This is a genomic window from Streptomyces sp. NPDC058534 (genome assembly GCF_042717365.1).
Taxonomy (GTDB): Bacteria; Actinomycetota; Actinomycetes; order Streptomycetales; family Streptomycetaceae; genus Streptomyces.
Genome location: NZ_JBHXNW010000044.1, coordinates 45,343 through 67,177, shown reverse-complemented (window position 1 = coordinate 67,177; position 21,835 = coordinate 45,343). Strand labels below are relative to the sequence as shown.

General features: G+C 74.7%; 12 protein-coding genes. 9 read left to right on the top strand and 3 right to left on the bottom strand.

The annotated features are described in order from the left end of the window. Window positions 1–30: 30 nt before the first annotated feature. Together ACFWR9_RS25485 and ACFWR9_RS25480 are read right to left on the bottom strand one after the other, a co-directional pair. Window positions 31–1,284, bottom strand: a complete 1,254-nt coding sequence (locus tag ACFWR9_RS25485) for a serine/threonine-protein kinase (protein WP_383846070.1) — start codon at window positions 1,282–1,284, stop codon at window positions 31–33. A 105-nt stretch (window positions 1,285–1,389) separates the two neighbouring features. After that, window positions 1,390–3,069 (bottom strand): serine/threonine-protein kinase, encoded by a 1,680-nt coding sequence (locus ACFWR9_RS25480; protein ID WP_383846068.1) that lies wholly within the window; start codon window positions 3,067–3,069, stop codon window positions 1,390–1,392. Between the two features lie 439 nt (window positions 3,070–3,508). Between ACFWR9_RS25480 and ACFWR9_RS25475 the strand changes: the two genes are divergently transcribed. The 9 genes from ACFWR9_RS25475 (at window position 3,509) to ACFWR9_RS25435 (ending at window position 21,328) form a co-directional block, all read left to right on the top strand. Next, window positions 3,509–7,561 carry an FHA domain-containing protein gene (locus ACFWR9_RS25475; RefSeq protein ID WP_383846090.1) on the top strand — a complete coding sequence of 1,351 codons (4,053 nt, stop codon included), beginning with the start codon at window positions 3,509–3,511 and terminating at the stop codon, window positions 7,559–7,561. A 242-nt stretch (window positions 7,562–7,803) separates the two neighbouring features. Further along, window positions 7,804–9,201 carry an ABC transporter substrate-binding protein gene (locus tag ACFWR9_RS25470; RefSeq protein WP_383846066.1) on the top strand — a complete coding sequence of 466 codons (1,398 nt, stop codon included), beginning with the start codon at window positions 7,804–7,806 and terminating at the stop codon, window positions 9,199–9,201. A gap of 3 nt (window positions 9,202–9,204) precedes the next feature. Further along, a complete protein-coding gene (locus ACFWR9_RS25465) occupies window positions 9,205–10,569 on the top strand; it encodes a carbohydrate ABC transporter permease (protein WP_383846064.1) in 1,365 nt (454 codons plus the stop codon). Further along, entirely contained in the window at window positions 10,566–11,426 is an 861-nt protein-coding gene (locus tag ACFWR9_RS25460; RefSeq protein ID WP_383846062.1) for a carbohydrate ABC transporter permease, read from the top strand. Before ACFWR9_RS25465 ends, ACFWR9_RS25460 begins: the two co-directional genes overlap by 4 nt. Before the next feature lie 188 nt (window positions 11,427–11,614). After that, a complete protein-coding gene (locus tag ACFWR9_RS25455) occupies window positions 11,615–13,867 on the top strand; it encodes a CDP-glycerol glycerophosphotransferase family protein (protein WP_383846060.1) in 2,253 nt (750 codons plus the stop codon). Window positions 13,868–13,958: 91 nt separating this feature from the next. Further along, window positions 13,959–16,163, top strand: a complete 2,205-nt coding sequence (locus tag ACFWR9_RS25450; RefSeq protein WP_383846058.1) for a CDP-glycerol glycerophosphotransferase family protein — start codon at window positions 13,959–13,961, stop codon at window positions 16,161–16,163. Window positions 16,164–16,170: 7 nt separating this feature from the next. Beyond that, entirely contained in the window at window positions 16,171–18,405 is a 2,235-nt protein-coding gene (locus tag ACFWR9_RS25445) for a CDP-glycerol glycerophosphotransferase family protein (protein WP_383846057.1), read from the top strand. Beyond that, window positions 18,402–19,682, top strand: a complete 1,281-nt coding sequence (locus ACFWR9_RS25440) for a hypothetical protein (RefSeq protein WP_383846055.1) — start codon at window positions 18,402–18,404, stop codon at window positions 19,680–19,682. The genes ACFWR9_RS25445 and ACFWR9_RS25440 overlap by 4 nt, the downstream gene beginning before the upstream one ends. A gap of 92 nt (window positions 19,683–19,774) precedes the next feature. Beyond that, a complete protein-coding gene (locus ACFWR9_RS25435; RefSeq protein WP_383846053.1) occupies window positions 19,775–21,328 on the top strand; it encodes a hypothetical protein in 1,554 nt (517 codons plus the stop codon). A gap of 20 nt (window positions 21,329–21,348) precedes the next feature. On the opposite strand, the gene ACFWR9_RS25430 is transcribed toward ACFWR9_RS25435, so the two are convergent. Beyond that, window positions 21,349–21,762 carry an organic hydroperoxide resistance protein gene (locus ACFWR9_RS25430; RefSeq protein WP_383846051.1) on the bottom strand — a complete coding sequence of 138 codons (414 nt, stop codon included), beginning with the start codon at window positions 21,760–21,762 and terminating at the stop codon, window positions 21,349–21,351. Window positions 21,763–21,835: the final 73 nt, after the last annotated feature.

The window sequence follows — 21,835 nt, the reverse complement described above, 5'->3', positions numbered from 1 at the left end:
GCGGACGCTTCCGTCACGCCCGCCTCGGGCTCAAGGGGAGGCCGGTGCCGAGTTCCGTGGGTCCTGGGGCGCCGTGCCGCCCTCGTCGCCGCTGGTCGCCAGCCACGTTCCGACGCCGATCGCCGCCACCAGGGCGACCGCCCCGCCGCCCAGCGCGAGGCGGCGGCGCCGCGCGGCGGCGCGGTTGCGGGCCGAGCCGGGGCGTGGGGCGCCGGACGCGCGCGGGGCGCGGGCGGTGCCCCTGGCGCCGCCCGCCAGCTCGTCCGGGGCGGGCACGCGCATCGACGTGTGCGTGTCGCGGTTGGAGTCGGCCGGCTTCGCCCCCGGCACCAGGGGCACGGCGCCCCGGCGGCGTACCGGCTCCCCGGCGGGCGCGGGAGCCCCCGAGGACGTCGCGGGCTCCTCGGGCGGGTCCTCCTCCTGCTCGGCGTCGGGCTCGTCCACGTCCAGCGGGCCCATCCCGGCCAGCATCGGCAGCAGCTCGCGCAGCCGGGCGCTCAGCTCGGAGGCGCGCAGCCGGGAGGCGGGTCCCTTGGCGAGGCACTGCACGAGGAGCTGCCACAGCTCGTCGGGGATGCCGGGGAGCGGGACGACCGTCTCGGTCACGTGGCGGCGCAGCACCGCGCCGGGGTGACCGCCGCCGAACGGCGTGAAGCCGGCCAGCAGCTCGTACAGCACCGTGGCCAGCGCGTAGATGTCGACCGCCGCGCGCGGGGGCAGGCCCTCGACGATCTCCGGGGCCAGGTAGTCCGGCGTGCCGATGATCTTCGTGGCCCGGGTGCGCCGGGGGGTGTCGATGAGCTTGGCCACCCCGAAGTCCGTCAGCAGGGCCGGGTGGGAGCCGCCGGGACCGAGCGGGCCCCGCATGTCAAGGAGCACGTTCTCGGGCTTGACGTCGCGGTGCACGACCCCGGCGGCGTGCGCGGCGGCCAGGCCGTCGGCGACGTCCGCGACGACGGCCACGGCGGCCTCGGGCGACAGGCGCCGCTCGCGGTCGAGGCGGGTGCGCAGGTCCGTGCCGCGGACCAGGTCCATGACCAGGGCGAGGTCGTTGCCGTCGACCACCAGGTCACGGACGGAGACGACGTGCGGGTGCTCCAGGCCGAGCAGGGCCGTGCGCTCCTGGACGAAGCGTGAGACGAGTTCCTGGTCGGAGGCCAGGTCCTCGCGCAGCAGCTTGATCGCGACGGGCCCCTCGGGACCGTCGCCGAGCCACACCGTGCCGGCGCTGCCCCGCCCGAGGATCTGGTGGGCGGTGTACCGGCTGCCGATCTTCCGTGCCAAGACTGCTCCTACCGACGCGTGTTGCGCCTAAAAGTACGCGCCCGCGGAGCCAACCTTCACAGCGGAGGCGGAAATCACCCGCCGGATGTCGACAAGTCTCCGGACTCAGCCACCGGTGGAGCTTCCGCCGCCCGAACCGCCCAGGTCCCCGATCCAGTCGGTCGCGGTGGTGAACCAGTCGCTGAGCTGCTCCCAGTAACCCTTGCCCGTGCCGATCCAGCCCTGAAGGGGGCTCAGCTCCCAGATCAGCCAGCCGGCCACGACCATGATGACGAGCGTGAACAGGCATCCCTTGAGGCAGCCGAGCCCGGGGATGCGCATGGGGTTGGCGCTGCGCTGCCGCGGCGGGCGTGGCTCGCGCCGGGGCGGCCGGGGCTCGGGCGTGGGCGGCGGCGCGTACCGCTGGGGCTGCTGCGGCTGCGGTGTGGCGTACCGCTGCGGCTGTTGCTGCTGCGGGTAGCCGTAGCCGGGCTGCTGGGGCGGCGGGCCCTGAGGGGCCTGCCGGGGCGGCTGCTGCGGGCGGGAGACCTGCCGCTGGGGGCGGCGGCGCAGCGGGTCCTGGTTCGGGTCGAGGTACTGGACCTGCGTCTGCTCGTTGCGGTCGCGGGCGGCGCGCAGCTGGTTCTGCCAGGGGTGCGGGTCGTCGGGCCCGCCGGGCTGCCCGCCCTGGCCCTGCCCCGGCGGCACCGGGGGCATGACGGCGGTCGGGTCGGCCGCCCCGCGGTTCGGGAGTACGGCGGTGGGGTCGGCGGCGCCGGACGGGTTGCCGGTGTGCGGCAGGACGCTGGTCGCGCCGTTCGGGTCGTAGCCGCCGTTCTGCGGCAGGACCTGCGTCGGGTCGGCGGCGCCCGGGTCGCCCGGGACCTGTGCGGGCGCCGGGTCGGGGACGAGGAGCATCCCCACGTTCTCGGCGGCGCCGATCTGCGCGTTGTTCGCGTGCACGCCGATGCCCTCGGCGACGACGCGCAGGCCGCGGGCGAGGTTCTCGGCGCTGGGGCGGTCGTCGGGGTTCTTGCGCAGGCAGCGCTCGATGACGGTCCACAGCGGGTCGGGGACGGTGGAGGGGCGGCGCGGCTCGGCGCTCAGGTGCTGGTGCAGCACTTCGAGGGCGGAGCCGCCGCCGAACGGGGGTCGGCCGGTGACCAGCTCGTACAGCAGGATGCCGGCGCCGTACACATCGACGGCGGAGGTCTGGGGGCGGCCCTCGGCGGACTCCGGCGCGACGTACGCGGGCGTGCCGACGAACTCGTGGGTGCGGGTGAGACCGGGCGAGTCGGCGAGGCGGGCGATGCCGAAGTCGGTCAGCATCGGGTGCATCTCGCCGCCGGTCTGCTTCAGCAGGACGTTGGCCGGCTTCAGGTCGCGGTGGACCACGCCGTCCGCGTGGCTGGCGGCGAGGGCGTCGGCGATCTGGGCGGTGAGCAGGGCGGCCGCGACCGGGGTGAGCGGCCCGTTCTCGCGCAGGTAGCGGTGCAGGTCGGGACCGGCGACGAGGTCCATGACGAGCGCCAGCAGTTCGCCCTCCACGACCAGGTCGCGGACCCGGACGATGTTGGGGTGGGTGAGCCGGAGCAGGACGGAGCGCTCCCGCAGGAAGCGCATCACGATGTCGGGGTCGCTCGCGAGCTCTTCCTTGAGGACCTTGATCGCGACGGTCTCGCCGGGCTGTCCGGCCACGGCCGCCTCGGCGCCCGCGGTCTCCCGCTGGCGCGCACGCCAGACGGTGCCCGTCGCGCCGCGACCGAGGGGCTCCTCGAGGAGGTACTTGCTGCCTACCGGCCGCACGTCATGCGCTCCTAGTTGCTTGCTGGCTGTTCCGACCCACTGTAATGCCGCGCTCCCGGCACCGGGCTGTCCTCATTCCGTGGTCGGTTCCGTGGTTCCCATTGGTCCGCCGGTAAGCCTTACGTTCCGCTCCCGGGACATGTTCGAAGGAAAGACGCTCGACCCGGTCTCTTGGTTGCCGCTGCCCGGACGTGACCGATCTCAAGCCGACGGTGTTCGATCAGCTCCGGGGCACCTGTCAGGCATTTTTGGGGTCAGAGCCGACCAATCAAGATCATTTGACGGCGGGAGGCGGGCGCGTTGTCAGTGGCAGGTGCGAGGATGCGTGGAGAACTGGCCGACGTGCTCGTGTGGCGGTGGGGGAAGTCCGCGGTGGGTGACCGTGGTGACGGCTTCTGCCCGGCGCGCGGGCGCCCGCGCGAAGGGACCGCTGACGGCGATGCAGATCCGGCTGACCGTCGTAGACCCGCTGGGCCCGCATGCTTCGGCGGGGGGCCGCGCCGCGAGTAGCGACGTGCTGGTCACCGCGCCGGCCGGCACCGCCCTGGCCGCGGTCGCCTCCGCGCTGGCCGCGGCGCTGCCCGGCGGCGAGACCCCGGGCACCGGCCAGGTGGTGCTGTACGCGGGCGCGCACCGGCTCGACACGCAGCGCAGCACCCTGGGCGAGCCACCGCTGATCGACGGCGCCGTGCTCTGTCTGGGCGCCCCGGGCGAGCCCGACCCGGACACCGAGCCGGCCGGCGTCCCCGCCCAGCTCCACGTGGTCGCGGGCCCGGACGCGGGCGGCGTCCACCTCCTGCATGGCGGCCAGATCCGCCTCGGCCGCTCCGCCGACGCCGATGTCGCGCTCGACGACCCGGACGTCTCCCGGATGCACTGCGCGGTCACCGTCACCCCCGACGCCCGCGTCTCGGTCGCCGACCTCGGCTCCACCAACGGCACCACGCTGGACGGCACCCGCGTGGGCGACCGTCCGGTCCGCTTCGCGCCGGGTGCGCTGCTGCGGATCGGCGAGTCGGCCCTGCGACTGGTGCCGGTCCCCCGCGAGGCGACGACGCGGGCGACGACGACGCCGGACGGGGAGGGGTACGTACGGCTGTCCGGGGTGCCGACGCCCGCGCCGGACCGCGCCGACGCCGACGAGGTGGCGCACGCCCGCGTGGCCGACGGCGGACACGCGGGCGACACGGACGGTGCCTCCCGCGCGGAGGGTCCCCGCCCGGCGGGAGCCCCCTCCCGGGACGCAGGTGTGACGAGCGACCCCGCGCGTGCGGGCGGTGCGGCGGGCGGAACCCCGCGTGCCGCCGGGTCCGCCGGCTGGGACACCCCGGCCCACGGGACCGGAACCGACGGCGCGGGCGGCCCAGGGGCCGGTGAGTGGGACGGCCCGGCCGGACTGAGCCACCAGGCCGACGGAGCGTCGGCGTACGGCCGGGGTGCGGCCCCCACCGAGCCGCCCCAGGTGCCCGGCCAGGGCGGCGCGCCCCGCATAGAGAGCCACGGCACCGGCCCCACGGCCGGCTTCCCCCGGCAGGCCCCCGCGGGGGGCGAGACCCACGGCGGGGCGGCGTCCTACGGGGCGGTCGACTCCGCGGCGGGCAGGTATGGCGCGGGTGCGTTCGGAGGGGGCGCCGCCGATCCGGACGGCTCCGACGCGGGTACGTCACGCGGTGGCGAGCGTGGGATTCGCTCCACCGAGGCGGGCAGGTCCGACGCGGGTGCGTCACGCGGTGGCGGGTACGGAGGAACCCCCACCGACCCTGACGCCTCCGGCACGGATACGTCGCGCGGTGGCAGGCCCGGCACTGCGGCACCCCGCAGGGGCGAGCACGGAACGGACCCCGCCGAGCAAGGCAGGCCCGGCACCAGGACACCCCGCAAGGACGAACCCCGAACAGACCCCGCCGAGCAAGGCAGGCCCCGCACCAGGACACCCCACAGCGACGAACCCCGAACCGACCCCGCCGAGCAAGGCAGGCCCGGCACGGGAGTGCCCCGCACCCGTCCCCCCGGCACGAGCACCCCCCGCCCCCAGCCCTCCGGCGCGGGCGGCCACCCCTACGCCGCGCCCGGCGCGAGCGGATCGCACCCCGGCGCACCCGGGCCGGGCGGCGACGGTGGGGGCCCGGACGGTGGCACCGGACGTAAAGGCACCCCCCTGCGCGGGACCGACCTGCCGCAGGGTGTGCGGCGGCGCGGCGGTATCGGAGCGTGGGCGCGGCGGCTGACCGGGGGGCGCGGGAGTGCGCAGGACGCCACCGCCACCGGTGCGCACGCCTACGACGAGGAGGCGGCCGGACCGGCACCGGCCGCACCCGGCGGTGCCTGCCACGCCCCGGAGACCTGGCCGGACGCCGCGTCGCTGCTGCTGACGGCGCTCGGACCCGGGCCCCGGCTGTGGGAGCGCGGCCCGGCGCACCCGGAGGCGCTGACCGTGCGGCTCGGTACGGCCGACCGGGTGGCGCCCGGCGGTGCCGCGCCGTTGCCCGCGGTCCCGGTGACCGCCGGGCTGCGCGAGGTCGGGGCGCTCGGCCTGGCGGGCCCGCGTGCCCGGCTCGCCGGGCTGGCCCGCTCGGTGCTGGCCCAGCTCGCCGCGCTGCACTCCGCGGACACCCTGGAGATCGTCCTGATCAGCGCGGACCGCTCCCGTCCGCTCGCCGAGCGGACCGCCGAGTGGTCCTGGCTGGGCTGGCTGCCCCAGCTGCGCCCGGCGCACGGCCAGGACTGCCGCCTGCTCCTCGCCCACGACCGCGAACAGGCCATGGCCCGCGCCCACGAACTCGTCCGCCGCCTGGACGACCACCTGTCGGACACCCGGCCCGGGGCCCGGCCGGCGACGGCCCCCGGCAGCACCCGGCAGCCCTCCTGGGCCCGGCCCGACGACGGCACCGACCCGGCCGGCGGCTTCGCGGGGCCGTACAGCGTGGTGGTCGTGGACGGGGACCCCGGCGGTGCCGACGTGCGCGAGACCGTGGCGCGGCTGGCCCTGGAGGGACCGCGGGCCGGTATCCACGTCGTATGCCTCGCCGAGACGTCCGCCGCCTCCCCCACCTCGCCCGTGGCGGAGACGTACGAGGCGGCCTGCGCGGTGTCGCCGGTGTTCCGGGAGTGCGGTGCCGTGGCGCTGCTCAGCGGCGACGTGGCGACGACCCTGCGGCTGCTGCGCGTCGCGCGCACGGCCGGCGAGGCCCCGGCCGGCCCGGTCGGGCACGGCACCCTCGGCACGGTCGACGCCGTCTCCCCCGCGTGGGCGGAGCGGTTCGCGCGCGCCCTGGCGCCGCTGCGCACCGATGCCCCCGCGGTTGGCGAGCGGCACGCGCGGGTGGCCGCGCCCCTGCCCCAGACGGCCCGGCTCCTGGACGAACTGGGCCTCGCCCGCGCCACCCCGGCCTCCCTGATGGCCCGCTGGGCCGACGCCGCCGACGACACGCACGCTCTCGGCGGGCGCGCCCACGCGGTGCTGGGCGCCGGCCCGCGCGGCCCCGTCACGGTCGACCTCGCCGCCGAGGGACCGCACCTGCTGGTCGAGGGCCCGCCCGGCAGCGGCCGCACCGAGCTGCTGCGGGCGCTCGTCGCCTCCCTCGCCTCCGCCGACCGCCCCGACCGCCTCGGTGTCGTCCTGATGGACGGCCGCGACAGCGTGGGCACCGACGGCGGGCACGGCGAGGGACTGGCCGTCTGCACGGACGTACCGCATGTCACCACCCATCTCGCCGCCAACGACCCGGTCCGCATGCGGGAGTTCGCCCAGTCCCTGAGCGCCGAGCTGAAGCGGCGGGCCGAGCTGCTCGGGCGGTCGGAGTTCCCCGAGTGGCACACCGGACGCGAGGTGTCGGGCCGGCTGGTCGCCCAGCGCACGCCGCCCGACGGCGCACCCGGCACCGCGTCGGCGCCCGACGACGGGGACCTCGACTCCCCGCCCAGCTCCACCATGCGGCTGCGCCCGGGATCGGCCCGGCGCCGGTCCGGGGCCGTACCGCCGCTGCCCCGCCTCGTGGTGGTCGTGGACGATCTCGACGCACTCGTCACTCCCCCGCTGGGCTCGCCCGGGCGGCCCGCAGCAGGGTCGGTCATGCGGGCGCTGGAGGCCGTCGCGCGGGAGGGCGGGCGACTGGGCGTGCACCTGGTGGCCGCCACCGCGCCGGGCGGCCGTACGGCCCAGACGGAGCCCACCCTGCGCGCCACCCTGCACATCACGCTCGACACCCCGGCCCCGGGACCGGACGAACCGATGCCGGGACGCGGCCGGTTGACCCGCCCCGACGGACCGACCGTGGTCTTCCAAGCCGGCCGGGTCACCGGCCGCATCCCGCGCACGGCGACCCTGCGCCCCACGGTGATCCCCCTGGAATGGCACCTCATGGGCGACCCACCCACCCGCCGCCCCGTACGCGAACTGGGCAACGGCCCGACCGACCTGGCCCTCCTGGCCAGCGCGTTGGAGCGAGCGGCCCGCGAGGTGGCGGCGGCACAGGTGCCCTCACTCCTCTAACGCCGGGTTCGTCACTGACAGCCCGTCCGGCGTTTGAGGACGAGGCCGTCCAGGCCGATAGCGGGGCCTGGGGGCGGCAGCCCCCAGCGATGCCCACACCACCGCCGCCCACCTGGTCACGACGCGGTCACGATCCCCCCGTTGACCGCGGACGCGCTCTTGCCGCCCTCACCCCCCTGGCGTACACCAGAGCGCACGGAAGAGCGCTCAACGTTCGACGAGGCACGAAGAACGGGGCAGTGATGCGCACGAGCAGCACCATGGGGACACGCAGGACCCTCGGCAGGAGGACCCGGGTCGCCGCCACCCTCGCCGCGGGAGCGCTCGCGCTCTCGCTCACCGCGTGCGGTGGCGACGACGACAACGGCGGTGGTGACAAGGGCGGTCAGGAGGACGGCGGCAAGGAGACGGCCGCCACCGTCACCCTTCCGAAGCTGGACGGCGAGAGTCTGGAGGTCGCCGCCGTCTGGACCGGCGCGGAGCAGGAGAACTTCAAGAAGGTCCTCGCCGAGTTCGAGAAGCGCACCGGCGCCAAGGTGACCTTCGTGCCCGCCCAGGACCCGATCATCAACTTCCTCGGCTCGAAGATCGCGGGCGGCGCCCCGCCGGACGTGGCGATGCTCCCGCAGCCCGGCGCCATCAAGCAGGCCGTCGAGAAGGGCTGGGCCAAGCCGCTCGGCGCGGAGGCCACCAAGGAGCTGGGCGAGAACTACTCGCCGGGCTGGCAGGAGATAGGCAAGGTCGGCGGCAAGCAGTACGGCGTGTACTACAAGGCCGCCAACAAGTCGCTGATCTGGTACAACGCGCAGGTCTTCGAGAACGCGGGCGCCGCCGAGCCCAAGACCTGGGACGAGCTGCTCACCGCCGCCCAGACGATCTACGACTCCGGTGTCACGCCGTTCTCCGTGGGCGGCGCGGACGGCTGGACCCTCACCGACTGGTTCGAGAACGTCTATCTCTCGCAGGCGGGCCCGGAGAAGTACGACCAGCTGGCGAAGCACGAGATCAAGTGGACGGACCCCTCCGTCAAGGAGGCGCTGACCACCCTCGCCGAGATCTGGGGCAAGAAGGACTACGTGGCGGGCGGCGCCTCCGGCGCGCTGCAGACCGAGTTCCCGGCCTCGGTGACGCAGACCTTCACCGGCGGCGACCAGCCCAAGGCGGGCATGGTCTACGAGGGTGACTTCGTGCAGGTCAACATCGCCGAGACGGATGCCAAGGTCGGCACGGACGCGAAGGTGTTCCCGTTCCCGGCCGTAGGCGACACCGCGCCGGTGGTCTCCGGCGGCGACGCGGCCGTGGTGCTTGAGGACTCGAAGGCGGCCCAGGCGCTGGCCACCTGGCTGGCCTCGCCGGACGCGGCGACGATCCAGGCGAAGCTCGGCGGCTACCTCTCGCCGAACAAGAACGTCGACGCGTCGGCGTACCCGAACGACGTGCAGAAGAAGATCGCCGAGGCGCTGGTCGCGGCCGGCGACGACTTCCGCTTCGACATGTCGGACCAGGCCCCGCAGGCCTTCGGCGGCACGCCCGGCAAGGGCGAGTGGAAGGCCCTCCAGGACTTCCTGAAGAACCCGAAGGACGTCGAGGGCGCACAGAAGCGGCTGGAGGCGGACGCGGCCGCCGCCTACGGGAGCTGACGGATGACGTCGGCCACGGCGGCGGGGACCTCACCGGGCCCCGCCGCCCCCAAGTCACCCGAGTCACCCAAGCCGCGCAGGAGCGTGACCGGCACCCGCAGGACCGTGGCGGCCCTGTTCCTGCTCCCCGCCCTGGTGCTGCTCGGCGCGCTCGTGGTCTACCCGATCGGGTACTCGCTGGTCCGCAGCTTCTACGACCAGTCCGGCGACTCCTTCGCCGGATTCGACAACTACCAGGCGCTGTTCACCGACGACGGCATCCGCACCGCCCTGAAGAACAACATCATCTGGGTGGTGTTCGCCCCGACGGTCGCCACCGCGCTCGGCCTGATCTTCGCGGTGCTGACCGAACGGATCCGCTGGGGCACCGCGTTCAAACTGGTCGTCTTCATGCCGATGGCGATCTCGATGCTGGCGGCCGGGATCATCTTCCGCCTGGTGTACGACCAGGACCCGGACAAGGGCGTCGCCAACGCGGTGTGGGTCGGCGTGCACGACACGTTCGCCGAGTCGTCCGCGTTCCCGAAGGCGCACCCGGGCCGTGACTCGCCGCTGGAACCGGCCGGCGGCGGCGCCTTCATCACCAAGCAGCCGGTCGACGCCGGCACCACGGTCGTCCTCCCCCTCGTCGGCGTCGCCCCCGACCTGATGCCGGACGGCGCCGCGAAGGTCGTACCCGCCGAGCCCGAGGACGGGAAGATCACCGGCACCACCTGGCAGGACTTCACCCGCGGCAAGGGCGTCGGGAAACTCAACGGCGTCGACGCGGCCGAGCTGGGCTACGCCGGGATGACGATCGAGGCGGTGAAGGACGGCGAGGTCGTCGCGTCGGCGAAGGCGTCGGGCGACGGCACGTTCACGCTGCCCGCCGCGGCCGACGGGGCGCTGCTCAGACTCCCCGCCGACAACTTCAAGGAGCCCTACAACGGCCTGAACTGGCTGGGCCCCTCCCTCGTCACCCCGGCCATCATCGGGTCGTACGTGTGGATGTGGGCGGGCTTCGCGATGGTGCTGATCGCGGCGGGTCTCGCCGGGATGCCCCGGGAGCTCCTCGAAGCCGCCCGGGTCGACGGCGCCAACGAGTGGCAGGTCTTCAGACGGGTCACGGTGCCGCTCCTGGCGCCGGTCCTCGCGGTCGTGGTCGTCACCCTGATGATCAACGTGCTGAAGGTGTTCGACCTGGTCTTCATCATCGCCCCGGGCTCCTCGCAGGACGACGCGAACGTGCTCGCCCTGGAGCTGTACCGCAAGGGCTTCGCCTCCGACCAGCCGGGCGTCGCCAGCGCCATCGCGGTGTTCCTGCTGCTCCTGGTGATCCCGGTGATGTGGTTCAACGTACGGCGACTGCGGCGGGAGGTGCGGCGATGACGGCGAAGCGTTCCCTGGGGGCGCGGCTGGCCGAGGGCGTCAGCGGCGGTCTGGTCCGGGTCTTCCTGATCGTCGTCGGTCTCTTCTGGCTGGTGCCGACGATCGGCCTGCTGCTCTCCTCGCTGCGCACCCCGCGCGACATGGCGGCGAGCGGCTGGTGGGAGGTCTTCACCAAGCCGTCCCAGCTCACCTTCCAGAGCTACGAGGAGCTGCTGAAGAACGGGGACATCACGTCGTCCCTGTTCAACACCGTGCTGATCACGGTCCCGGCGACGGTCCTGGTGGTGGTCATCGGGTCGCTGGCCGGGTACGCCTTCGCGTGGATGGACTTCCCGGGCCGCGACTGGTGGTTCCTGGCCGTGGTCGGGCTGCTGGTCGTCCCCGTGCAGGTGGCGCTGATCCCGATCGCCGAACTCTTCGGCAAGATCGGCCTGTTCGGGTCGATCGTCGGCGTGGTCCTCTTCCACGTCGGCTTCGGCCTGCCCTTCGCGGTGTTCCTGCTGCGGAACTTCTTCGCGGAGATCCCCCGCGAGCTGCTGGAGGCGGCCCGGTTGGACGGCGCCGGTGAACTGCGGCTGTTCGTACGGGTCGTGATGCCCCTCGGCGGGCCCGCCATCGCCAGCCTCGGCATCTTCCAGTTCCTGTGGGTGTGGAACGACATGCTGGTCGCGCTGATCTTCTCGGACTCCGGGAGCCAGCCGATCACGGTCGCGCTGCAGACGCAGGTACGGCAGTTCGGCAACAACATCGACGTCCTGGCGCCGGGGGCGTTCATCTCCATGGTGATCCCGCTGGCCGTGTTCTTCGCGTTCCAGCGGCAGTTCGTCTCCGGCGTGATGGCGGGCGCCGTCAAGTAGCCGTCAAGTAGCTGTAACGACAACACCCTTGAGGGGGCGGGCCGGTCACCGGTTCGCCCCCTCATCCGTACGGGGCACCGTGCGGGGCGCGAATCCCCCGAATGCCGCAGCGCGCGTAACCAAGTCACTCCATTGGCCGTTCCCGGCGCGAACGCCCGCGCCGACCCCGCCGACCCATGGATGTTCCCGTGCCCAGGTTCAGTGTCATCGTGCCCGCGTACCAGGTGCAGGCGTATCTGCACGCGTGCCTGGAGTCGGTGCTGTCCCAGTCGTACCCCGACTTCGAGCTGATCGTCGTCGACGACCGGTCGCCGGACGCGTGCGGAGCGATCGCCGACGAGTTCGCGGACCGCGACCCGCGCGTACGCGCCGTGCACCTGCCGGTGAACCAGGGCCTCGGCCCCGCCCGCAACGCCGGCATGGAGCGGGCGAGCGGCGACTACCTGGTCTTCCTCGACGGCGACGACACCCTCGCCCCGGACGCGCTCAGGGCCGTCGCCGACCGCGTGAAGGAGACCGGCGACCCGGACGTGCTGGTCTACGACTACGCCCGGACGTACTGGACCGGCGAGACGATCCGCAGCCAGGCGGCCGCGCACCTCACCGAGCAGGGCCCGGCGCCGTTCCGGCTGGCCGACCGGCCGGAGCTGCTGCGGCTGCTGATGGTGGCCTGGAACAAGACGGTGCGGCGGGAGTTCGCCGAGCGGGAGGGCTTCGCCTTCCCTCCCGGCTACTACGAGGACACCCCGTGGACCTACCCGGTCCTCCTGACCGCGGAGTCCGTCGCCACCCTGGACCGGGTCTGCGTCCACTACCGGCAGCGCCTCCGGGGCAGCATCCTGGGCACGCAGAGCGAACGCCACCTGGACGTCTTCGCGCAGTACGACCGGGTCTTCGCGTTCCTGGAGTCGCACCCGGAGCACGACCGCTGGCGGCCGGTGCTGTACCGCCGCATGTGCGACCACCTGGCGACCGTGTTCACCCGCCCCGACCGCCTCCCGCGCTCCCTGCGCGCCGAGTTCCTGCGCCGGGCGCGGGTCCACTGCCGCCGCTACCGGGTCGCCGGCGCCCCCGTCCCGGCACCGGTCCGGGTGCGCCACGTCCTGCTCCGGCTGGGCCTGTGCCGCACCTGGGAGACCCTGCGGCTGGCGTCCGCCCTGCGCCGGCGGACGGCGAGGGCCGCCGCCGGAGCGCTGCGGGCCGCCCGGACCGGCGCCCTGCGCCTGCACTACCGGGGCCAGCGCCTCCTCCCGCTGCGCGCCGACCGCGCCCTCTTCGCCGTCGACGGCGGCCGGGGGCACGGCTGCAACCCGGGCGCGCTGGAGGAGGCGTTCCGCCACTTCGCGCCGCACGTGCGCACGGCGTGGGCCGCCGGCCCCGCGCACCACCACACGGTGCCGCCCGCGACCCGGCGCCTGACCCCCGGCACGGCCGCCTACTGGACGGCCCTGGCCCGCTCCCGGTACCTGGTGCACAACTCCGCCTTCGACACCGGCCTGGTCAGGCGCCGCGGCCAGGTGCTGGTCCAGACCCAGGCCGGGACGCCGCTCGCGCACATGGGCCTGGACCTCCAGGAGCGGCCGGCGGCCGCGGGCGGCACCGACTTCGCCCGGCTGCTGCGCGAGGCCGACTCCTGGGACTACGTGGTCTCCGCCAACCGCCACTCCACCCTCACCTGGGAACGCGTCCACCCCGGCGGCTACACCACCCTGGAGTACGGGCAGCCCCGCACCGACGCCCTCCAGCGGGCGACACCCGCGGACGTGGCCCGGCTGCGCGAGACCCTCGGCATCCCCGAGGGCACGGTGGCGATCCTGTACGCGCCCGCCCACCGCGACTACCGCCGCACCCAGCGCTCCACCCTGGACCTGGAGGGCGTCGTACGCCGCCTCGGCCCCCGCTTCATGGTGCTGACCCGCCACCACCCGGGCCGCGACGACCGGCAGGCCGCGCCCGCCGGCCGGGTCCTCGACGTGAGCGGCCACCCGAGCGTGGAGTCGCTGTGCCTGGCCTCGGACGCCCTCGTCACCGACTACGCGTCCCTGATGTTCGACTACGCGGGCCTGGACCGCCCGATCGTGCTCCACGCGGATGAGCCGGAGGCGTTCGAGGCGGCCCGCGGCACCTACGTCGACCTGCGCTCCGTCCCGCCGGGGCCGATCGCGCGGGACGAGGACGAGCTGATCGGCGTCTTCGCCGGCGGCGACTGGCACGGCGCCCGGTCCACCCGGCTGCGGGCCGAGTTCCGCGAGCGGTTCTGCCCGTACGACGACGGCCGCGCCGCCGAACGCGTGGTGCGCCGGGTGGTGCTCGGACAGACCCGGCTGCCCCCGGTCGTGCCGCTCGGCGCCCGCCGGCCACCCGCGGCGGCGGTCGCCCGCACCCCGCTGGCCACGGTGCCGCAACCCGCCGGTCCCCGCACCGTCACCGACAGCCTCTGAGCGCCGTTTGTCCATCGGGAGCCCGTACGCCCCGCGGCTCGCAGCCGGCGCAGGGCTCCCGTCGGACCAGCACAACGAGAGAAAGAGCAGCATGCCCCGCTTCAGCATCATCGTCCCGTCCCATGGGGTCGCGGGGCGGCTCTCCCAGGCACTGGACTCGGTGCTCGCCCAGTCCTTCGGCGACTTCGAGGTGATCCCGGTCTGCGACGCCCCGGACACCGCCGCGGCGGACGTCGCCGAGGAGCACGCCGGACGGGACTCGCGGGTGACGCCCGTGCACGCGCCGCCGTCGGCCGGACTGGCCGGGGCGCGCAACGCCGGGATGCGGGCGGCGACCGGCGCGTATCTGCTGTTCCTCGACGGCGACGACGTCCTCGTGCCCGGCGCGCTGGCGGCGCTGGAGGCGCGGCTGGCGGACACCGGGGGCGTCGACGTGCTGTATTTCGAGTACGAGCGGGTGCCCTGGTGGGAGGGCGAGACCACCAACCCGGCCGCCCCGCTGCTGGCGAAGACCCCGGACGGCGCCTTCACCCCCGACCGCGCCCCCGACCTGACCGGCGTGCGGCTGCCCGCGTGGAGCGCCGTCCACCGCCGCACCTTCCTCACCGAGCGCCGGGTCGCCTTTCCCGACGGGCACTTCACGGACGTCGGCTTCGGCGCCCTGGTCGCGGCGCGCGCCGAGCGCGTGGCGGTGCTGCGCTCGGTGGTCGTCCGGCATCTGGTGCGACGGCAGGGCAACCGGCTGAACCTGCCCGGCGCGCACCACGCGGACCTCCTGGACCAGGCCGAACTGGCGCTCACGCACGCCGCCGAGCGGGGGCTGCCGGACGCGCGCCGCGAACCGCTCTTCGAGCACCTGTTCGCCGCGATCCTGAAGACGGCGACGCATCCGCGGCGGCTGACGCGCCGGGAGCGCCGGGTCTTCTTCCGGCGGGCGACCCGCCTCTACCGCCGCCACCGCCCCGCCGGGTTCCGCCTGCCGGGCGGCCGGCTCGGCGTCCAGCACCGGCTGCTCGCGTCGGGGTCGTACGCGGGTTTCCGCGCCCTGCGCGCCACCAACCGGGCACTCACCGGGGCGCTGCGCCGCCTGCCGTGGCCGCGGGGGCTGCGCACCGGGCTGCTGTACCGCCGCCACCTGCGCCGCCCGCTGGACCCGAACCTCGTCGTGTACTGCGCCTACTGGGGCCGCGGCTACGCCTGCAGTCCGGCCGCGATCCACGCCAAGGCCCGCGAACTCGCCCCGCACCTCAGGTCGGTGTTCCTGGTCGAGCCGGACCAGGCGCACACCGTGCCGGAGGGCGTCGACCACGCGGTCATCGGCGGCCGGCGGTACTGGGAGGTGCTGGCCCGCGCCAAGTACCTGGTGAACAACGCCAACTTCGCCGAGGGCGTGGTCAAGCGCCCCGGCAGCGTGCACGTGCAGACGCAGCACGGCACGCCGCTGAAGACGATGGGCGTGGACCAGTCGACGTACCCGGTGGTGGCCGCCGCCAGCGGCAGCTTCACCAGGCTGCTGGGCCGCGTGGACCGCTGGGACTACAACGTGTCCGCCAACCGGCACTCCACCCACATGTGGGAGCGCGCCTTCCCGGGCTCGTACGAGCACCTGGAGTACGGCTATCCGCGCAACGACGTCTACTTCACGGCGACCGCCGAGGACGTCGCCCGCGTCCGCCGCGAACTGGGCGTCCCGGCAGGGTCGACGGCGGTCCTGTACGCGCCCACGCACCGGGACTACGAGAGCGGCTTCGGCGCGGGCGGCCTGGACCTGGAGGCGTTCTGCGAGGCGGCCGGCGAGGACGTGGTGGTGCTGCTGCGCGCCCACTACTTCTACGACCGGGGCGGCCGCAAGGGCAGCGGCCGGATCATCGACGTCACCGCGCACCGCTCCTCGGAGGACGTGTGCCTGGCCGCCGACGCGCTGGTCACCGACTACTCGTCGATCATGTTCGACTACGCCAACCTGGACCGGCCGATCGTCGTGTACGCCGACGACTGGGACGTCTACCGGGAGACCCGGGGCGTCTACTTCGACCTGATGGCGGCGCCGCCGGGACCGGTGGCGCGGACGCCGGAGGAACTGGCCCGCGTCTTCGGCGACGGCTCGTACGCGGGCCCGGAGTCGGCGGCGCTGCGGGCGGCCTTCCGGGAGCGGTTCTGCGAGTTCGACGACGGCCGGGCCGCCGAGCGGGTCGTGCGCCGGGTGCTGCTCGGCGAGCCGCCCGAGGCGCTGCCGCCCGTGACCCCGCTCGCGGAGCGCGTCCCGGCCCCCGCCGCCACCCTCGTAAGGAGCTGACCCCGCCGTGCCCCGCTTCAGCGTCATCCTTCCCTGTTTCAAGGTGCAGGGCTTCCTGCGCGAGTGCCTCGACTCGGTCCTGGACCAGTCCTTCCGGGACATCGAGGTCGTCGCCGTCGACGACTGCTCGCCGGACGGCTCCGGCGCGATCCTCGACGAGTACGCCGCCCGGGACGAGCGGGTGCGGGTGCTGCACCTGGCGGAGAACGCCGGCCTCGGCCGGGCCCGCAACGCCGGGCTGCCGCACGCCACCGGCGACTACCTCTTCTTCCTCGACAGCGACGACACCCTCACCCCGGGCGCGCTGCGCGCCATGGCCGACCGGCTCGCGGAGACGGACGAACCGGACGTCCTGGTGTTCGACTACGCGCGCACCTACTGGTGGGGCGGCACCCGGCGCAACGCCCTGGCCCGGGTGCTGGCGGAGGCCGGCGAGGACACGTTCACGGCCGCCGGTCACCCCGAGATCCTCGACCTGCTGATGGTGGTGTGGAACAAGGTCTACCGGCGCGACTTCGTGGAGCGCGAGGGCTTCGCCTTCCCGCCCGGCTACTACGAGGACACGCCCTGGACGTTCCCGGTGATGTTCAGCGCGGAGCGGATCGCCACGCTGGACCGCATCTGCCTGAACTACCGGCAGCGGCGGCAGGGCAACATCCTGTCCACCACCAGCCGCAAGCACTTCGACGTGCACGCGCAGTACGAGCGGGTCTTCGCGTTCGTCGAGGCCCGTCCGGAACTGGCCCGCTGGCGGCCGTTCCTGCACGCCAAGATGGGCGAGCACTGTCTGGACATCCTGTCCAAGCCGGACCGGCTGCCGCCCTCCGACAAGGCCGAGTTCTTCCGGCGCACCGCCGAGATGTTCCGCGCGTACCGGCCGGAGGGCGCCGAGGTCCCGGCCGAGCTGCGGGTGCTGGCGGGCGGCGCCCTCGGCTACCCGGCCTACCGGCTGCGGCGGCGGTCCGGGCAGGCGGCCCGCGAGCTGGAGCGCCGGGCCCGGCAGGCGGGGGGCGCGGTCGCCGGGCGGCTGCGCGGGGCCGGCAGCGCGGTGCGCACGCGCCGTCCGCTGGACCCGGGCCTCGCGGTGTACTCGGCGTTCTCCCACCGGGGTGTGCTGGGCGACCCCGCGGCAATCCACCAAAAGGCCCGTGAACTCGCCCCGCACCTGCGCGGGGTGTGGGTGGTGCGCGACGAGGAGACGGCGGCGCTGCTGCCGCCGGACACCGAGCACGTGGTCCTGGGCAGTGCCGGCTACCGGCGGGTGACCGAGCGGGCGACGTTCTTCGTCAACAACGTCAACTGGCCCGGTGCCGTGGCCAAGCGCCCCGGCAGCGTCCACATCCACACCCACCAGGGCACCCCGCTGAAGTACATGGGCGCCGACCTGCTGGGCAGGCCCGGCGCCCGGCAGGGCCTGGACGTGCCGCAGATGCTGCGCCGGGCCGACCGCTGGGACTACAGCCTGGTCGCGTGCCGGTACGCGGAGCGGGTGTGGGAGCGGGCGTACCCGTGCCACTTCACGTCCGTGCCCAGCGGCAGCCCGCGCAACGACGTACTGGTGAACGCCGGTCCGGAGGACGGCCGCCGGGTGCGCGAGCGGCTGGGCGTCCCCGACGGCCACACCGTGGTGCTCTACGCGCCGACCCGGCGCGAGTACCGGCGGGGCGGGCTCGTCGACCGCCTCGACCCGGCCCGGCTCGCCGCCGACCTCGGCGAGGGCCACACCCTGGTGGTCCGGCTGCACCCCTCGCTGGCCACCGGGCCGGCCCGCGGCATGGGCCTGTCGGAGCTGCACCGGCGGGGCGTCCTGGTCGACGCGACGGACGAACCGCACGTGGAGGAGCTGATGCTCGCCTCCGACCTGCTGATCACCGACTACTCCGCCCTGATGTTCGACTACGCCCTCCTGGACCGGCCGATCGTGATCCACGCCGACGACTGGCGCGCGTACGAGGCGAGCCGCGGCGCCTACTTCGACATCACCGAGGAGGCACCGGGGCACGTGTCGCGCTCGTACCGGGAGCTGGCCTGGCTCATGACCTCCAGGGCATGGCGGGACGAGGAGGCGGCGCGGCTGCGGTCGGCGTTCCGGGCCCGGTACTGCGAGTACGAGGACGGCCGGGCCGCCGAGCGGGTGGTGCGGACGCTGCTGCTGGGCGAGCCGATGCCCGGTCCGGAGCCGTCCGGCGTCCCCGGCGCCCGCTCCGTCGCCGCCGGGCACGACCTGCTCTCCCCCTCGTGAGACCTCGCGTGTGGGTGCTGGTCCTGGCCGCGGTGTTCGCGGCGCTGCAACTGGCGAACATCACCGGCCGGGACACCCCCGACACCAAGAACTACCTGGCGTACGCGCTGAGTCTGACCGGTGAGGGCAAGCGCGAGGTGGCGGCGGCCACGATCGACTACGTGTGCGCGAGCCGGGCCGGGCGGGCCCGCCGGGACCAGAGCGTGCACGTGGTCCGCTTCCACCGGCCCGACCCCACCGACCAGGTGGTGGCCGAGTGCCGGGAGCAGGAGTGGCGGGTGGTGGAGCCGCAGCTGGCGGCGGGCCGGACCGGCGGGCACACCGTGCCCTACATGCCGGACCGCTTCATGCGGATCTTCGAGGCGCGGCCCGGCTACCCGCTGTTCCTGGTGCCGTTCGTGGCGGCCTTCGGGGTGACCTGGGGCCTGTGGGCGGCGGGCGTCGTCATCGCGTGCGCGGGCGGGGTGCTGGCCTTCCTGATCCTGCGCGCGCTGTCGGTGCCGGTGCCGCTCGCGCTGGGCGGGCAGGCGCTGTACTACGCGCTGCCGTGCGGGACGACCGCGATGCGCCCGATGACCGAGGGGCTGCTGATGGCGCTGACCCTGGCGGCGGTGTGGGGCTGCGCGCTGGTGCTGCGGGCGGGACGTACTCGGGCGGGGCTCGCCCTGGTGGCCGGGTCGCTGGCGGCGCTGTTCACGGTCAAGCACTCCCAGGCGCTGTTCCTCGGGCTGTGCCTGGCGGCGGCCGGTGCGCTGATCGCGCTGCGGCGCCACCGGCGGGGCGGTCCCTCGTCCCGGGGCGTGCTCGCGCTCGCGGCGGCGGGGCTGGCCGGGGCCGTCGGCACGCTGGTGCTGGCGCGGCTGCTGCACTACCCGTCCGTGTCGGACAGCGTCCAGGATCTGCTCACGGACCACTTCACGCGGCCCGACCGGGAGCGTCCGTGGCCGGAGTTCTGGCAGCTGCAGGGCAACTTCTGGGTGGAGTGGCTGCGCCGGCAGGCGTGGCAGCCGCTGTTCGTCGCGGCGCTGGGCGCCGGGGCGTGGGGCGCGCTGCGGCGCGGGGGCGCGGTCGGCGGGTTCCTGGTCGCGGCGGCGTGCACCGGGATCCTCAGCCAGGCCGGGCATCCGGACATCAACATCTGGGGCGAGCGGCTGACCGTGCCGGCGTGGCTGCTGCCCGTGGTGGGGATCCCGCTGCTGCTGGAGCCCGTGGTGCGGGGTGGCAGGGTGCCGCTGGCCGCGCAGGGGCCGACCGACGGGATCCGGGCGGTCGGCTGAGCGTCACCCATTGAGGTGACTTGCGTTCAGGGCGCTGACCGCACCGGGAACATACGCCAAATGTCCCGAATGTCCCACCCTCTGATCCCTTCGTGAGCGCCGATGTCCTCGTCCGGCGGCCGGTGCGCGGTGCGACGGCGCTGCGCGGTGGCCGCGGCCGGCGCCCCACCCCGTACCAGGCCGCCGGTTTCCTGTTCTTCCTGGTGATGTCGCTGGCGTACTGGGCGGTGCCACTGTGCTGCGACGCGGGACAGCACGCGGCCGTCGTCGAACGCCTGAAGGCCGACCTCCTGGACCCCCGGCACCCGATGGCCGACCTGCCCGGTGCGGGCAGCGCGTACTACTCGCCGTACGCCCTCGCTCAGGGCGTGTTCGCGCGGCTGACCGGGCTGGGCGGCTGGGAGGTGGTGCGGCTCGCCGGGCCGCTGAACCTGCTGGTGCTACTGACCGGCCTGAACCGCTTCGTCCGGGTGCTGAGCCCCCGGCCGTGGGCGCCGGTCCTGGCGCTGGGCGCGATGACGCTGCTGTGGGGCACCGAGCGGGCCTGGTGGAGCGGCTACCTCGGGCTGATGTCGATGACGGGCAACCTCGGCTATCCGTCGACGTGTGCGATCGGTCTCACCTTCTGGGCCTGGGCACTGACCGGGGCACGGGCGCGGGACGCGCGCCGGGTGCGGTACGTGGGGCCGAGCGGGCTGCGCGGCCTGCCCGGGTACGCGGGTCTCGGCGCCCTGTACGGGCTGGTCCTGCTGATCCACCCGATCACCTCGGCGGCGGCGGCGCTGGGTGCGGTGGCGCTGGTGGCCGGGTGGCAGCGCGGCTGGCGCGGCCCGGTCGTGGGGCGCTGGGCGCTGACGGGCGCGGCGGCGGTGACGACGGCGGCGCTGTGGCCGTACTTCGACGTGTTCGCGCTGGCCGGCGACGACAGCGTGGACGCGATGCACCGGGTGCTGTACCTGGACCTGCCCGGGGAGTTCTGGCTGGGGCTGCTCGGGCTGCCGGCACTGTGGGCGCGCGGACGCCGCTCGGCCCGGGACCCGCTGGTGCTGATGTTCGCGCTGGACTGCGTGGTGGTGGCGTACGGCTGGTGCAGCGGGCACTACACCTACGGCCGGATCCTCGGGCTCTCGCTGGTGCCGGCGCAGTGCGCGCTGGCGGTGGAGCTGGCGGCACCCCGGCCGTGGGGGCGGTGGCGCAGGACGCTGGGCGGGGTGGCGGCCACGGGCGCCCTGCTGGGGTTCCTCACGGTCCACGCGGGTGCGGTGGTGCCGCGGGCGCTGGACCCGGTCGGCTTCGAGCAGCCGCCCGACTGGCCGGAGTACGCGTGGGCGGCCCGGCACATCGGCCCCGGCGAGGTCGTGATCACCGACGGCTACTACGCCGGGCGCGCCATCGCCGGGTACGGGCCCAACCTCGCGGCCCCCGCCTGGCCCGACCCGGCGCTGGACGAGCGGGAGCGCGGGCGGCGGGCGGCCGACGTCCGGGCGTACCTCGCGCCCGGTTCGACCCCCGCCGAGCGCGCCACCGTCGTCCGCCGGTACGACGTCCGCTGGCTGTTGCTGACCCGCTGGCACCCGGTGCCCGAGGAGGCGGTCGTGGTGGCGTGGAGCGGGCGCACCGGCGAGGTCCTGGCGCGGGTCGGGTGAGCGGCGCGCCGCCGGCCGGACTACTCGATGACCAGCTCGACCGGGACGTTGCCCCGGGTGGCGTTGGAGTAGGGGCAGACCTGGTGGGCCTGCTCGACCAGCTTGCGGCCGGTCTCCCGGTCGAGGCCCTCGGGCAGCTCGACCCGCAGCGTGACGGCGAGCGCGAAGCCCTCGCCCTGCTTGCCGATGCCGACCTCGGCGGTCACCGCGGCCTCACTGACGTCGACCTTCGCCTGCCGGCCGACGACACCGAGCGCGCTGCCGAAGCAGGCGGCGTACCCGGCGGCGAACAGCTGCTCGGGGTTGGTGCCCTCGCCGTCGCCGCCCATCTCGACGGGGGCACTGAGCGCGAGGTCGACCTTGCCGTCGGAGCTGACGGCGCGGCCTTCGCGGCCGTGGGTGGCGGTGGCTACGGCGGTGTAGAGCGCGTCCATGGGAAACCCGTCCCTCTCACTGGGGTGCGTCGCACGTGGTGGCGACCTCTGACACCGACAAGTAGAGCACGCA